The organism is Luteimonas sp. Soil_C_16 (genome assembly GCF_057657295.1).
Genome location: NZ_JBDGIS010000002.1, coordinates 329,949 through 342,532, shown reverse-complemented (window position 1 = coordinate 342,532; position 12,584 = coordinate 329,949). Strand labels below are relative to the sequence as shown.

The 12,584-nt window shown below is 68.2% G+C and carries 16 protein-coding genes; 10 read left to right on the top strand and 6 right to left on the bottom strand.

The features are described 5' to 3' along the window. Nucleotides 1–5: 5 nt before the first annotated feature. On the bottom strand, nt 6–935 hold the full coding sequence (locus AC3A5T_RS05380) for a LysR family transcriptional regulator (RefSeq protein WP_487627680.1): 930 nt from the start codon (nt 933–935) through the stop codon (nt 6–8). Nucleotides 936–1,032: 97 nt separating this feature from the next. On the opposite strand from AC3A5T_RS05380, the gene AC3A5T_RS05375 reads away from it, so the two are divergent. From AC3A5T_RS05375 to AC3A5T_RS05345, 7 genes are all read left to right on the top strand, one after another. Next, entirely contained in the window at nt 1,033–1,362 is a 330-nt protein-coding gene (locus tag AC3A5T_RS05375) for a nuclear transport factor 2 family protein (RefSeq protein WP_487627679.1), read from the top strand. Continuing rightward, entirely contained in the window at nt 1,359–2,141 is a 783-nt protein-coding gene (locus tag AC3A5T_RS05370) for an SDR family oxidoreductase (protein ID WP_487627678.1), read from the top strand. The genes AC3A5T_RS05375 and AC3A5T_RS05370 overlap by 4 nt, the downstream gene beginning before the upstream one ends. 183 nt (nt 2,142–2,324) lie before the next feature. Continuing rightward, nucleotides 2,325–3,113 (top strand): alpha/beta fold hydrolase, encoded by a 789-nt coding sequence (locus tag AC3A5T_RS05365; protein ID WP_487627677.1) that lies wholly within the window; start codon nt 2,325–2,327, stop codon nt 3,111–3,113. A gap of 264 nt (nt 3,114–3,377) precedes the next feature. Further along, nucleotides 3,378–3,851, top strand: coding sequence for a BON domain-containing protein (locus AC3A5T_RS05360; RefSeq protein WP_487627676.1), 474 nt, complete (start codon nt 3,378–3,380; stop codon nt 3,849–3,851). A gap of 269 nt (nt 3,852–4,120) precedes the next feature. Beyond that, on the top strand, nt 4,121–5,125 hold the full coding sequence (locus tag AC3A5T_RS05355) for a hypothetical protein (RefSeq protein WP_487627675.1): 1,005 nt from the start codon (nt 4,121–4,123) through the stop codon (nt 5,123–5,125). 77 nt (nt 5,126–5,202) lie between these two features. Then, nucleotides 5,203–5,568, top strand: a complete 366-nt coding sequence (locus tag AC3A5T_RS05350; RefSeq protein WP_487627674.1) for a hypothetical protein — start codon at nt 5,203–5,205, stop codon at nt 5,566–5,568. A 179-nt stretch (nt 5,569–5,747) separates the two neighbouring features. After that, a complete protein-coding gene (locus AC3A5T_RS05345; protein WP_332079376.1) occupies nt 5,748–6,056 on the top strand; it encodes a hypothetical protein in 309 nt (102 codons plus the stop codon). Between the two features lie 20 nt (nt 6,057–6,076). Here AC3A5T_RS05345 and AC3A5T_RS05340 read toward each other — a convergent pair whose 3' ends face one another. Continuing rightward, complete coding sequence (locus AC3A5T_RS05340; RefSeq protein WP_487627673.1) at nt 6,077–6,838, bottom strand: nuclear transport factor 2 family protein; 762 nt, start codon at nt 6,836–6,838, stop codon at nt 6,077–6,079. A gap of 159 nt (nt 6,839–6,997) precedes the next feature. Here AC3A5T_RS05340 and AC3A5T_RS05335 point away from each other — a divergent pair, with 159 nt between their 5' ends. Beyond that, nucleotides 6,998–8,005, top strand: a complete 1,008-nt coding sequence (locus AC3A5T_RS05335; RefSeq protein WP_487627672.1) for a hypothetical protein — start codon at nt 6,998–7,000, stop codon at nt 8,003–8,005. Between the two features lie 21 nt (nt 8,006–8,026). Here the strand turns inward: AC3A5T_RS05335 and AC3A5T_RS05330 are convergent, their stop codons facing one another. The 4 genes from AC3A5T_RS05330 to AC3A5T_RS05315 all read right to left on the bottom strand — a co-directional run bounded on the left by AC3A5T_RS05330 (nt 8,027) and on the right by AC3A5T_RS05315 (nt 10,674). Then, nucleotides 8,027–8,278 (bottom strand): hypothetical protein, encoded by a 252-nt coding sequence (locus AC3A5T_RS05330; RefSeq protein ID WP_487627671.1) that lies wholly within the window; start codon nt 8,276–8,278, stop codon nt 8,027–8,029. Next, nucleotides 8,278–8,991 carry a pseudouridine synthase gene (locus AC3A5T_RS05325; protein WP_487627670.1) on the bottom strand — a complete coding sequence of 238 codons (714 nt, stop codon included), beginning with the start codon at nt 8,989–8,991 and terminating at the stop codon, nt 8,278–8,280. Before AC3A5T_RS05325 ends, AC3A5T_RS05330 begins: the two co-directional genes overlap by 1 nt. A gap of 165 nt (nt 8,992–9,156) precedes the next feature. Further along, nucleotides 9,157–9,366, bottom strand: coding sequence for a cold-shock protein (locus AC3A5T_RS05320; RefSeq protein ID WP_332079381.1), 210 nt, complete (start codon nt 9,364–9,366; stop codon nt 9,157–9,159). A 465-nt stretch (nt 9,367–9,831) separates the two neighbouring features. After that, complete coding sequence (locus tag AC3A5T_RS05315) at nt 9,832–10,674, bottom strand: LysR family transcriptional regulator (protein WP_487627669.1); 843 nt, start codon at nt 10,672–10,674, stop codon at nt 9,832–9,834. A gap of 83 nt (nt 10,675–10,757) precedes the next feature. Between AC3A5T_RS05315 and AC3A5T_RS05310 the strand changes: the two genes are divergently transcribed. Both AC3A5T_RS05310 and AC3A5T_RS05305 read left to right on the top strand, forming a co-directional pair. Beyond that, on the top strand, nt 10,758–12,110 hold the full coding sequence (locus AC3A5T_RS05310) for an amidohydrolase family protein (protein ID WP_487627668.1): 1,353 nt from the start codon (nt 10,758–10,760) through the stop codon (nt 12,108–12,110). Between the two features lie 80 nt (nt 12,111–12,190). Beyond that, nucleotides 12,191–12,559 (top strand): TraR/DksA family transcriptional regulator, encoded by a 369-nt coding sequence (locus AC3A5T_RS05305; protein ID WP_487627667.1) that lies wholly within the window; start codon nt 12,191–12,193, stop codon nt 12,557–12,559. The last annotated feature ends 25 nt before the right edge of the window (nt 12,560–12,584 follow it).

The window sequence follows — 12,584 nt, the reverse complement described above, 5'->3', positions numbered from 1 at the left end:
CATCGTCAGTCGGCAGCAGCCGGGGACGCGGCGGCCTTGAGATCCCGATCCAGCAGGCAGTCGATGAAGGCGCGCAGCGCGGGGCGCATGTGCCGCCTGTTGGCGTAGTACAGATACAGCCCCGGCACCGTCGGCGACCAGTCGGCGAGCACGCGTGTCAGCCGGCCGTCCTGCAATGCCTGGGCGACGCCGTCGTCGTGATAGGTGTAGAGGATGCCGAGGCCCGCCACCGCTGCCGCGGAAATGATGCTCTGGTGATTCGCGATCACCGGCCCGTCGCCGTGGAACTCGACCCGCTTGCCCGCCTTCGCGAACTCCCAGCCGGCGATCCTGCCGCTGCCGGGAAACCGGAACCTGATGCATGCGTGACGCTGCAGGTCCGACGGGGTGGCGGGCGTACCGTGGCGCGCCAGGTAGTCGGGGCTGGCGACGGCCATCAGCTGCACGTCGGGCGTCAGCCGCACCGCGACGACATCCTTCTCCAGTCGACCGCCCACGCGGATGCCGGCGTCGAAGCCCTCGGCAGCGATGTCGCTGAGCCCGTCGCTGATGACGACGTCGAGCACGACATCCGGATGCGCCCGGCCGAATCGCCCGAGCCGCGGCGCGATGAGGGTCTCGGCCGCCATGCTGAAAGTGTTGATGCGCAGCGTGCCGGCGGCGCGTGCGTTCGATCCCATCGCCTCGGCCACCGCTTCGTCCATGTCGCGGAGCATCGGGGCGATGCGCGTGTGCAGGCGCCTGCCGGCTTCCGTCGGCGACACGCTGCGCGTGGTGCGGTTGAGCAGGCGCACGCCGAGGCGTTCTTCGAGCTGCCGGATGATCTGGCTCAGGACCGAGCGGGACAGGCCCAGATGATCGGCGGCCCGGGCGAAGCTGGACCGGTCGACGACGGCCGCGAAGGCCCGGAGTTCAGCGAATTCGGATCCGCGCACTGTGCACCGTTTTCGACATAAGCCGATTCGATAATAGGCGATTCACGGCATTGAACACGCGGCGCAGCATGACCGCTCCCACCGACAGGAGCGCGTCATGCACACCCTCGATCTCCCCGAACCGATTGCCGCCTATTTCGAAGCCGACCGCCAGAACGCGCAGGCGGTCGGGCGCTGCTTCAACGACGACGGCGTGGTGCTGGACGAAAGTCACACCCATCGCGGTCCCGCGCAGATCGCGGACTGGAAGTCGGCGACGCAGGCGAAGTACGACTTCATCGCCCGGCCGCACGCCGTGGCCCAGGACGGTCGCGCGTACATCGTGACCTGCAACGTGTCCGGCGCGTTCCCGGGCAGCCCGATCGACCTGCGCTACACCTTCACCCTGGCGCGCGGCCGGATCGCCTCGCTGGAGATCGCGCCATGAGCTTCGATCTCCGACTCTCTGGCACACGCGTGCTGGTCACGGGCGGCACGCGGGGCGTGGGCGCCGCGGTCTCCGCATTGCTGGCCAGCCTGGGCGCCCGCGTCGTGGCGACGGCCAGGTCCATCCCCGACACGGCCGTGGACGGCGTGTACTACCTCGCGGTCGATCTCGCCACGCCCGAAGGCGTCGCGCGCGCGGTGGCCGGTGCGCGCGACCATCTCGGCGGCGTGGATGCACTGGTCAATGTGGTCGGCGGATCGTCGGCGCCCGCGGGCGGCTTTGCGAAACTCGACGACGCGGAGTGGGCCAAGGCGCTGGATCTCAATCTGATGGCGGCCGTGCGCACGGACCGTGCCGTGCTGCCGGAGATGCTTCAGCGCGGCGCGGGCGTGATCGTGCACGTGACCTCGATCCAGCACCGTCTGCCGCTGCACGATTCCACCATCGCCTACGCCGCAGCGAAGGCCGCACTGTCGACCTACAGCAAGGCGCTGTCGAAAGAGGTGACGTCGCAAGGCGTGCGCGTGCTGCGCGTCTCGCCGGGCTGGGTGGAGACCGAAGCCGCGACCGATTTCCTCGGCACCATCGCCGCCGGCGCGGACACCGATCTCGCGGGCGCACGGCAAATGGTCATGGATGCGCTGGGCGGCATTCCGCTGGGGCGGCCGGCGATGCCAGCGGAGGTCGCGGATCTGATCGCATTCCTGATCTCGCCACGCGCGGCGGCGATGTCGGGCAGCGAGATCACGATCGACGGCGGCACGGTCCCCACCGCCTGACCCGCGCCGGCTGCCGCGGACGGTCAGCCGCGGCGGCGGGGGATCGCCGGCAGATTCGGACTAATTGTCAATTTATATGGACTTTAAATTCCCCATAGTCCAGTGGTTGTGGAAAAGTAGCGCTGCCGAACGACACATCCCGCCGCACCCAGACCGCCATCCCATCCCGACCGGAGACCTGCCATGTCCATGCTCAAGACCGCCGTGCTTGCTGCCGCCCTGACCGCCAGCGCCGTGTCCGGCGCGCACGCGAGTGATGCGGCCACGCCGACCACCCCGACCCATGCGAAGAATGTCGTGCTGGTGCACGGCGCGTTCGCCGACGGTTCCGGCTGGCGCCCGGTGTACGAGTTGCTCACCGCACGCGGCTATCGCGTGTCGATCGTGCAGAACCCGCTGACCTCGCTGGAAGACGATGTCGCGGCCACGCGCCGCGTCCTCGATCGCCAGGACGGGCCGACCGTGCTCGTCGGCCACTCCTGGGGCGGCACGGTGATCACCGAGGCCGGCGTGCACGACAAGGTGACCGCGCTGGTCTACGTGTCCGCGCTGGCGCCCGATGCCGGCGAGACGACCGCGCAGCAGTACGCCGGTTTCGCGCCGACGCCGGAATTCGTCATCGACACCGCGGCCGACGGCTTCGGCATCGTAAAGCCCGCGCAGTTCAAGGCCGGCTTCGCGCACGACACCACCGACGCCGACGCGGCGTTCCTGCGCGATTCGCAGGTGCCGATCAACATGGCCGCGTTCGCCACGCCGCTGACGCAGTCCGCGTGGCGGAGCAAGCCCAGCTGGGCGGTGATCGCGACCGAGGACAAGGCATTCGATCAGGCGATGCTCGTCCACATGGCCGAACGCATCGGCGCAGACATCACGCGCGTGTCGGCCAGCCACGCGCTGTTCTATACCCAGCCGGGCGTGGTCGCCGATGCGATCGAGCGCGCCGCGCAGGGCGTGCGTCAGGGCGAGTGATCGTTCATTGCGATGGACCGGTCGCGTCCGGCCCATCGCGTTCGCGCAGCGTACGAAGCGTCCGCACGGCACATTGAACTCCTCGTCTTGATGTTCGATCAGCGCATCGATGCAGCGCGCAGTCGTTTGCGCAGCGCTGCAGGCACGTCTTCGCGGGCGTGTCACAAACGTAAACCCGGATTCTGAAATCCGGGTCATTCCGTCACGCGACCGATGACACCCACCGTTGACACTCTCCGGCACACCCAGACGCTGGAGCTTCAGATGACTTCCAATATCACCCGTATTCCGCTCGCCATTGCGATGTCCTCGGTCCTTGCACTCGCCGTCGGTTGTTCGAACGACCGCACTGCGGACGAGGCCGCCACGACGCCTGCCACCGATCCTGCAATGCAGACCCCGCCGCCGGCGACGACGCCGGCTACCACGCCTGACACGACCGCGACGGGCGCTGCGCGCACCGACGCGCCGATGGACGGTTCGGCGAACGGCATGAACACCGGCATGGAATCCGACCAGCCGGGCTCCGACACCTGGATCACCACCAAGGTGAAGTCCTCGCTGCTGGCCGATTCCGACGTGTCCGGTTTGAAGATCGACGTGGAAACCGTCAATGGTGTCGTGACGCTGACGGGCCAGGTCGAGCAGGCCTCGCAGGTCACCGAAGCAACGCGCATTGCGCGTGAGATCGAAGGCGTGACCGACGTCGTGACCACCAATCTGGTGACGACGCAGTAAGTCCCGAGCGCCGCGGATCGGGCCACGCGCCCGACGCGCAGCGCATCGCGGATTCATGCCTGGATCGAAATGCCGCGCACCTTCGGGTGTGCGGCATTTTTTTATGGGCTCAACTGTCACCGGCGGGCCGGGGCGCGTGCCGCACCCGGCTGACCGGATCGGCCGCGGTGCCTGGCGTGTCCGTCCGATCCGGCGCGCGATGCGCGACGCGGGCTGCAGGTGCACGTCGCGTCATGCGACGATGCGCAACGGAATCGGGGAGGAGCAGGATGCTCGCTTGGCTGTTCGGAAAGAAGACACCTGAGGCGCACGAGGCGCCGGACACGCGCGACGCGCACGCGCGGATGCCGGTGCAGATGCACTGGCGCGCCGACATGGCACTGCCCGTGCCGGACTGGCAGGCGATGGACGCCGCGCTGCCCGAGGACGCGGACGAGACACTGCTGCACGGCTATTACGATGCCGCGGCGGCGCACTGGCTCGACGTGCTCGCCACGGCGTTGCCCGCCGGCTATCGGCAGACGGGTACGAAGGATTTCCTGTTGCTGTCGGCGCAGTCGGCGCGCGCGTCCGCGCTGGTGCTGCGCAGTTGCACGCAGGCCTTGCGGGCGATCCGCAGCAGCCTCGGTCCGCTGGCCTGCGAGACCGGCTATGGCCGCCACGTCGTCGTGGTGTTCGCCAGCCAGGACGACTACTACGCCTATCTGTCGCAATACCAGGGCGAGGGCGAGACGGTGCCGATGTCGAGCGGCGTCTTCATCAATGCCGGCTACGGACATTTCGCCAGCTGGCACGACGGGCTGGACGAACTGGAGGCGGTCGTCGTCCACGAACTCACGCATGCGCTGCTGGCGCATCTGCCGATGCCGGACTGGTTGCACGAGGGCTTCGCGGTGAACGTGGAGCGCACCCTGCTGCCGCGACTCGCCGATCCGCGTCTGGCGCTGTATCGCCCCGACGAAATGGCCGCGCGCCATGCGGACTGGTGGAACGCGACGACGATCCAGGCGTTCTGGTCGGGCGCCGCATTCCACACCGCAGGCGAGGGTGTCGAGCTGGCCTACGATCTTGCGCGCGCGATCACCGCACTCGCGGCGCGCGAAGACGAAGCCGCATTCCGCGCGTTCGCCGCGATTGCCGCCAGCGACGATGCCGGCAGCGCCGCCGCGATCGACACGTTGGGGTATCCGCTCGAACACCTGGTCGAAGCGGTGCTCGGCGAGGGCGACTGGGCGCCGAAGCCGGACGCTTGGGCAGTCGCCCGCGCGGCCTAGGCAGGCGTAGGATCCGCGGAAACGCCGGGCGTGGATCGCGTCGCGCCGGGCCGGCCTTTCGCATCGAGGACACCGTCATGCGTCGATTCGTGTTGTGCGTACTCGTGAGCCTGGCTGCGGTGCCGGCGTCCGCCGCCGACACCGGTCTGGACGGCGCCTGGGTCGTCGACCTGTCCAGCAAGCCGGGCGAGGTCTACACGCAGCCGATGCAGCTGTCGCTCGCGGCCGACGGCACGGTCAGTGGCAGCTTCTACGGCAGCGCGATCGAAGCCGGGCGCTGGAAGCAGGACCGCGGCCGCCTGTGCGCGAGTTTCCGCACGACGGACGGCGCCGGCCCGTACCACACGGCGGTGTGCCTGGCCGGCGCGACCGCCAGCGGCCAGACCTGGGCCGAGCACCGCAACTTCCTGTTCAACTGGAACGCGACACGCCCGGCGCCGTAGCGCGCGGTTGGCGCGATTGCAGGATCGGATCGCCGTCATGGAGGCGTGCGCGGACGTGCGCGCGTGGCGACATCCGGACCGGGCCAGGCGCTGAATAGGTTCCGGGCAGGTAGGCAACGGGCGTCCGCTCGCCGGCGTGCGGGCGCATACTGCCGGCCTCTGAGCCGACGGACACGTCCATGATCGACCCGATTCCGTTGGAAGACCTCGCGCTTCTCGACGTCCTGCAGCAGATCAGCGAAGCGAACGATCCGACGCCGGTCGAGACCGAGATGACCCGGCGCCTGCTCGAAGGCGCGCTCGTCGAAGAGCACGAAGACGGTGTGCGTCTGACCCACGCCGGCATCGCGCTGTGCAAATCGCTGCAGCACCGGGTGGCAGCGGACAAGCTGGCCAGCGAGATCATCGACAAGCGCGAAAGCGAGGCCGAAAACCTGCGCCCGCTGCCGGGCGAGCGACCGCCGGTGGAGCCGCCGCCGATCGTGTGATCGTGTCGCGTCCGACGCGCTCAGCGCTCGCGCGTGGCGCGTTCGGTCAGGCCGCCGTTCTCGTAGACGGCCAGCGCGCTCGGCGTCGACGTCCCGCTGGTGTCGAACTCGAAACGCAGGTCGCGTTCCATTGCGAAGAAGCGCGTCACCGACTCCGGATACAACGCCACGACGAAATCGCCGGCGGTCAGCCTCAGATGGTCGCCCTCGACGACGACGGCAATCCCGCCGATGCGCGCCGAGTTGTAGCGTCCGGCGTAGCGGGCGAGCGTCGCCGCCGGCAACTGGATCGCCGACGGCGGCTCATACGCCACCGGCCCGTGCGCATAACTCAACACGCGGTGCATCCGCCAATGGCCGTCGCGGCTCTGCCAGAGCGTGGTGAAACCGGCCTGTCCATCCACACGCTCCGGTGCATCGCCGTTGCGCACGTGGAAGCGATGTCGCCCCGACAGGATCGCGTAGCCGTCAGCCAGTGGATGGAACGCGAGACTGTCCTCGATGAGCTCGCGACGCAGTCGCATGTCGGGTGTCGCGCAGGGACCGTTGCGCAGCGAGTCGACGACGCCGGCGCGCGTGGTCGTGAGGCCGGTTCTGTCGTGATAGAACTCGACGTCGGTGGTGAGCAGCGCGCCGATCGCCGTCATGTCGCAGGCGTTGTACGCGCTCCAGAACGCGGCATCGGCAGCGCGCACGTCGCGCTCTGCATCCGGCGTCTGCGCGCTCGCCGCGGCGCACGCCATCAGTAATGCGGCAAGGGTCACGCATCGAGCTGTTCTCATGGACATGCGCCTGCCGTGCCTGGAGACCGCAAGGTAATGGGAAGTCGCGCGCCCGGCGTCGTCCGGAAGACACCCTGACGGATGGCGATGCGGTCTGCTCGCGCAGATGATCTCCCACGCGCACACTCCGCTGCACGATCGACATGGCGCGGCGCAGGCATGACCACGGAGATGGGCTCGGCATCCGACTGCATCGACACATGGAGCGCCCGGTGCGCGCGCGTCATGTGGCTCGCGCTGTGCGGCCTCATCACCGCGGGATGCGCGAGTGCGCCCGCGTCACCGGACACCGTGCTGTCGATGGATGACGTCGACCGGTTCGCTGCAGTGATGCACGCATCGCATCCGGCGCCCGATGCCGCCGCGCTGCAGCGTAGCTATCTGGATCCTGGCAGCCCTGCCTTGCACGCGTTCGACAGGGACGCGATCGGCGGCGCGTCTCGTCTGGCCGACGCCGTCGCCGCGCAGCCGCAACGCTGGCGCATGGCGCTCGCGCGCTGCGGCAGCGAGGCGGCACGACGCGAGGCCGCGCTGGATGCGCAGGCCATCGCGGCTGCGTACGCCCACGTGTTTCCCGATTTCGTCGTGCCACCGATCCATGTCGTGGCGGGCGCCGACAGTTCGTCCGGCATGCGTCTGCCCGGGCCGACGATCGCGGTGGCGGTGGAGCGGGTCTGCGCGACGCCGGACTGGCGACCGGGCTTTCGTGCATTGCTCGCCCACGAATTCGCGCATGCACCGCAGCCCGAATGGCCGGACGATGCGCCTCTGCGTCGCGATCTGCTGGCGTGGGCACTGCGCGAAGGTGCGGCGAACTATCTCGGTGCGCTGGTGCGCGGCGAAGATCCCTCGGGCGCGGACGACGCCTGGGCCATGGCGCGCGAGACCGACCTGATGGCCGCCTTCCATCACGATCGCGCCGTCATGCGCGCGCACTGGCAGGGCGATGCGCCCGATGCCGAGGCCATGGCGGCCGGCACGCGCTGGTTCTGGAATGCGGCGACGCCGGACCGGCCGCAGGATCTGGGGTACTGGATCGGTCAGCGCATCTGGCACGGATACGTGACGCGCGCACCCGATCGCGATCTCGCCCTGCGCGCGATGCTGCGTCTGGATGATCTGGACGGCGTGCTGCAGTCGAGTGGCTATGCACCGGTCGGCGATTGACGCAGGACGCGTCGAGCGGACTCACATCTCCGGGTTGATCGTCTCGTCCAGCCGGTCCGAACCCACCGTGTAGCCGCCGGCTTCGATCGCATCGCGCACATCGAGCAGGGCGGTGCCGAGTGCGTCGAGATCCGCCGTCTCCGCCATGCCGACGATCTCGATGCAGCGGTCGTTGAACCAGGTCCAGAACTGGCGGTAGGTCTTGCCCTGCCAGTGTTCGTGGCGGATGGCCTGGTAGAGCTCGCCGACGGCGATGGTGAGGTCGTCGCGCATCAGAAGTCCGCCTGACCGGGCAACAGGCCGCGCAGTTCGGCGTCGGTGAGATTGCGCCATTGGCCGGGCTTGAGATGCGCCAGCTTGACCGGGCCGATGCGCACGCGGATCAGCTGTTTCACGCGCAGTTTGAAGTGCGCGGCCATCAGGCGGATCTGCCGGTTGAGGCCCTGGACCAGGATGATGCGGAAGCCGAACTTGCCCAGCGGGCTGGTGCGGCAGGGCAGGGTGGTCTGGCCGTGGATCGGCACGCCGCGCGACATGCCGCGCAGCACCTCCTGGCTCACCGCGTGGTTCACGGTGACCAGATACTCCTTCTCCAGTTTGTTCTCGGCGCGCAGGATCGCGTTGACGATGTCGCCGTTGCTGGTCAGCAGGATCAGGCCCTCGGAATCCTTGTCGAGGCGGCCGATCGGGAAGATGCGTTCGCGATGGTCAACGAAGTCGACGATGTTGCCCTTCACCGATGCCTCGGTGGTGCAGGTGATGCCCACCGGCTTGTGCAGCGCGATGTACACGTGTCGCCGCTTGCCGGGCGCGGTGGTCCGCTGCAGCAGCGCCTGGCCGTCGATCATGACGGTGTCGCCTTCGCCCACTTCCGCGCCCACGCGCGCGCGCATGCCGTTGACCGTGACCCGGCCTTCGCCGATGAGGCGGTCGGCTTCGCGCCGCGAACAGGCGCCGGTGTCGCTGATGTGCTTGTTCAGGCGCATGGACGCGTGCGGTACCGGTGATCGCGAAGGGCAGGCAGTCTGGCAGATCACGCGCGCGGGGTCATCGAAGTGGGCGCGCGGCGCCGGAGAGCAGCCACAAAAAAAACCCGGACGTTTCCGCCCGGGTTCTTTGGTACCGCTTGCGCGGCACAGGTCGAGTAGAACTTACTCGGCCTGGACTTCTTCAGCCTGCAGGCCCTTCTGGCCCTGCGCGACCTTGAACGAGACCTTCTGGCCTTCCTGGAGCGACTTGAAGCCGCTGCCCTGGATCGAACGGAAGTGGACGAACAGATCGTCGCCGCTCTGCGGGGTGATGAAGCCGAAGCCCTTTGCATCGTTGAACCACTTGACGACGCCGTTCTGACGATCAGACATGGTGTTACTCCTTGGATCAGTGATTGGAAACACGGCCCGCAAGTGCGGTGCCGGGACTGTATCGAGCAAGGGGTAACGCGAAGCGATGGAGCGGATCGTCTGGAGAGGCCGTTGCCGGCCCTGGAACCTGTGATCAACCGCATCGGAGCCACGATGTACCGTGATCCCGCTTTGAACAGTGGGTGCACCTTACAGCACTTTTCCGATTTGTCTGTGAACTGTGAGCGCCCGATGACGGGCGGAGCTGCGGGCGGGGCAGGGAAACGGCGGTACGACGGGCCTGAGCGGTGTTTTCCCGGTTGAAGCAGAGACCATCGTGGCGCCCGATCCAGCGCGGCCGGTGCGCCGAACGCCGTCAACGTCGGTCAACCGGGGCAAACCTGCGTCCGGGAATTCGATCGCGTATGCGGCGAACGGTGGATCCCGGACGCGGCCGTCGAAAACGCCGGAACTGCGTTTCGCCGCTCAGCGGGACTCCAGCACGCCGTACATGTCCGCGACCAGCGGTCCGTACGGACCCTGCGCTTCCCACGCGTACATCGAGACGACCATGGCCTGCTCGGCGCCGAAGCGTCGGCAACGTTGCACCTTGCGATCTGCGACCGCCCGCACCGGCAACAACGAAATGCCGAGCCCCGCCTCGACGGCCGTGGTCACGTTCTGCAGGTTGCTGCCCGAAAACGCGACGTACCAGCGATGCCAGTCGGCCTCCGCACGCGCGAACATCTGATCGCGATACAGGCCGCCTGGCGGAAACGTCACGAGCGGCAGCGGGTCGGGCCACGGTGCAGCGCCCTTGGCTTCGAACCATGCAACCGGTTCCGGAAAGCTCACGCGACAGTCGGACGCCGGCGCGGCTTCCTTGACCACCACGATGTCGAATTCGCCGTCGCGATAGCGCGCCGTCAGTCCCCGGCTGAGGCCGGTGGTGACGTCGAGACGGATGTGGCGATGCGCCGCCGCGAACGTGGCGAACAGCTGGGCCATGGCAGGCGTGAGCATGTCGTCGGCCAGGCCGATGCGGACGGGCACCGTACCGGACGGATCGCCCAGCGCGCGTGTGGCTTCGTCCTGCAGCGAGAGGATGCGCCGGGCGTAGCCGGACAGGCGTTCGCCCGCCGCGGTCATGCGGATCGGACGCGCATCCCGGTCGATCAATGGCTGGCCGAGCTGCCCCTCGAGCCGCGCGATCTGCTGGCTGATGGTGGACTGGGTCATGTGCAGATGTTCGGCCGCGCGGGTGAAGCCGCCGCCGTCGACGACGGCGATGAAGGCGCGGAGCAGGCGCGGGTCGATCATCTGGTTCATGCATGAAAAGTATCCGGATATTTAATTTCTGAATACAGCGGCGGCGGTCTACAGTGCGTCAGTTCGGACCCGGGAACGCACCCATGACCAACCGCAGAGAGTTCCTGCGCCGCAGCGGCAGCATCATGACGGCGGGCGCAGCCCTTGGATTTTTGCCCGTGCACGCGCAGGCGCGAGCACCGGACACCGCAGGTGTGACAGGCATCGTCCACGACCACTACCTGCTGACCGACGTGCGTCTGGAAACCGGCTTCGCGCGCGACGGCGGCGTGGTGGTCGGCACCGAGACCGCGCTGCAGACGCTCGAGATCGCAGGCGGCCGCATCGTCGCGATCCACGACGCACCCGCGGGCAACCTGCCGCGCTACAGCGCGCAGGGACTGCTGGCGCTGCCGCCGATGCGCGACATGCACATCCATCTCGACAAGACCTTCTACGGCGGTCCGTGGCAGGCGCCGCGTCCGCGCAAGGGCAAGACGATCATGGACATGATCGCGTACGAGGAAACGCTGCTGCCGCAGTTGCTGCCGACCTCGCAGGCGCGCGCCGAAGCGTTGATCGCGCTGCTGCTGTCGAACGGCACCACGACGGCGCGCAGCCACTGCAACATCGATCCGGTCAGCGGATTGCGAAGCCTGGAACATCTGAAGCGCGCGCTGGCCGAACGCCAGGCATCGTTCGAGTGCGAGATCGTCGCGTTTCCGCAGCACGGCCTGCTGCATTCGAAGGTGGACGGCCTGATGCGCGAATCGATGGCGCTGGGCGTCACGCACGTGGGCGGGCTGGATCCCACCAATGTGGACGGTGCGATGGAAGCCTCGCTGGACGCGATGTTCCAGATCGCGCTGGACCACGACAAGGGCGTCGACATCCATCTGCACGAGTCCGGCCCGTCGGGCGTCGCGGCCCTGCGCTACATGGTCGAGACGGTCGAGGCCAACGCGCCGCTCCGCTCGCGCGTGACCTTCAGTCATGCCTTCGCGCTGGCGTCATTGGACGCAGGCGAACTGGCGGAGCTCGGCGGACGGATGGCGGCGCAGGGGATCGACGTGGCCTCGACCGTGCCAATCGGCCGTTCGGTGATGCCGCTGCAGGCGCTGCGCGAGATGGGCGTGCGGGTGATGTCGGGCACCGACAGCGTCATCGATCACTGGTCGCCCTTCGGCACTGGCGACATGATCGACAAGGCGAATCTGTACGCGCAGCTCTACGCGGGCAGCGACGAGCACAGTCTGTCGCGTGCGTTGCGGATCGCGACCGGCGATGTGCTGCCCTTGGACGATGCAGGCGCGCGCGCCTGGCCAAAGGCCGGTGATGCGGCGGCGTTCGTGCTTGCAGAGGCCAGCTGCTCGGCCGAGGTGGTGGCGCGCTGTTCACCGCGTCGCGCGACCTTCCAGGAGGGGCGTCTGGTCTCGGGCGAGGTGGGCGCCGCCTGAGGCACGGAGCCGATGCTCACGCGCATCAGGCGCCGCGTGGCCTAGGGTCTGCGCTCACTTTGCATCGAGCGGATTCCCCCATGGCCCACGACACCGCCGCGTTATCAGCCGATTACATCGCCGCACAGAAGGCGCGCCTGCTGGCCCTGCGCGACGAGCTGGGGGCGGATAATCAGGCCTCCGCAGCTGAAGAAGCCGAGCTGCAGGCCGATTCGATCGACGAACCGCAGGGCTCGGGCGACGACGCGCAGAAGACCAACCTGCGCGACAACAACGCCGCGCTGATCGAGCACAACACCGCGCGCCTCGCGGCCGTGATGCGCGCACTGCAGAAGATCGAGGACGGCAGCTACGGTCTGTCCGATCGCAGTGGCGCACCGATTCCCAAGGCCCGTCTCGATGCGCTGCCGGAGAGTCTGTGGACCGTCGAAGAAGACGAGGACGCGTAAGACATGGCGCCGGACATGCAACGCA

Excerpts from the sequence above, each read along its gene's own strand:
- AC3A5T_RS05375 (WP_487627679.1), top strand. The coding sequence starts at position 1,033 with ATGCACACCCTCGATCTCCCCGAACCGATTGCCGCCTATTTCGAAGCC.
- AC3A5T_RS05370 (WP_487627678.1), top strand. The coding sequence starts at position 1,359 with ATGAGCTTCGATCTCCGACTCTCTGGCACACGCGTGCTGGTCACGGGC.
- AC3A5T_RS05365 (WP_487627677.1), top strand. The coding sequence starts at position 2,325 with ATGTCCATGCTCAAGACCGCCGTGCTTGCTGCCGCCCTGACCGCCAGC.
- AC3A5T_RS05360 (WP_487627676.1), top strand. The coding sequence starts at position 3,378 with ATGACTTCCAATATCACCCGTATTCCGCTCGCCATTGCGATGTCCTCG.
- AC3A5T_RS05355 (WP_487627675.1), top strand. The coding sequence starts at position 4,121 with ATGCTCGCTTGGCTGTTCGGAAAGAAGACACCTGAGGCGCACGAGGCG.
- AC3A5T_RS05350 (WP_487627674.1), top strand. The coding sequence starts at position 5,203 with ATGCGTCGATTCGTGTTGTGCGTACTCGTGAGCCTGGCTGCGGTGCCG.
- AC3A5T_RS05345 (WP_332079376.1), top strand. The coding sequence starts at position 5,748 with ATGATCGACCCGATTCCGTTGGAAGACCTCGCGCTTCTCGACGTCCTG.
- AC3A5T_RS05340 (WP_487627673.1), bottom strand. The coding sequence starts at position 6,838 with ATGAGAACAGCTCGATGCGTGACCCTTGCCGCATTACTGATGGCGTGC.
- AC3A5T_RS05335 (WP_487627672.1), top strand. The coding sequence starts at position 6,998 with ATGACCACGGAGATGGGCTCGGCATCCGACTGCATCGACACATGGAGC.
- AC3A5T_RS05330 (WP_487627671.1), bottom strand. The coding sequence starts at position 8,278 with ATGCGCGACGACCTCACCATCGCCGTCGGCGAGCTCTACCAGGCCATC.
- AC3A5T_RS05325 (WP_487627670.1), bottom strand. The coding sequence starts at position 8,991 with ATGCGCCTGAACAAGCACATCAGCGACACCGGCGCCTGTTCGCGGCGC.
- AC3A5T_RS05320 (WP_332079381.1), bottom strand. The coding sequence starts at position 9,366 with ATGTCTGATCGTCAGAACGGCGTCGTCAAGTGGTTCAACGATGCAAAG.
- AC3A5T_RS05315 (WP_487627669.1), bottom strand. The coding sequence starts at position 10,674 with ATGAACCAGATGATCGACCCGCGCCTGCTCCGCGCCTTCATCGCCGTC.
- AC3A5T_RS05310 (WP_487627668.1), top strand. The coding sequence starts at position 10,758 with ATGACCAACCGCAGAGAGTTCCTGCGCCGCAGCGGCAGCATCATGACG.
- AC3A5T_RS05305 (WP_487627667.1), top strand. The coding sequence starts at position 12,191 with ATGGCCCACGACACCGCCGCGTTATCAGCCGATTACATCGCCGCACAG.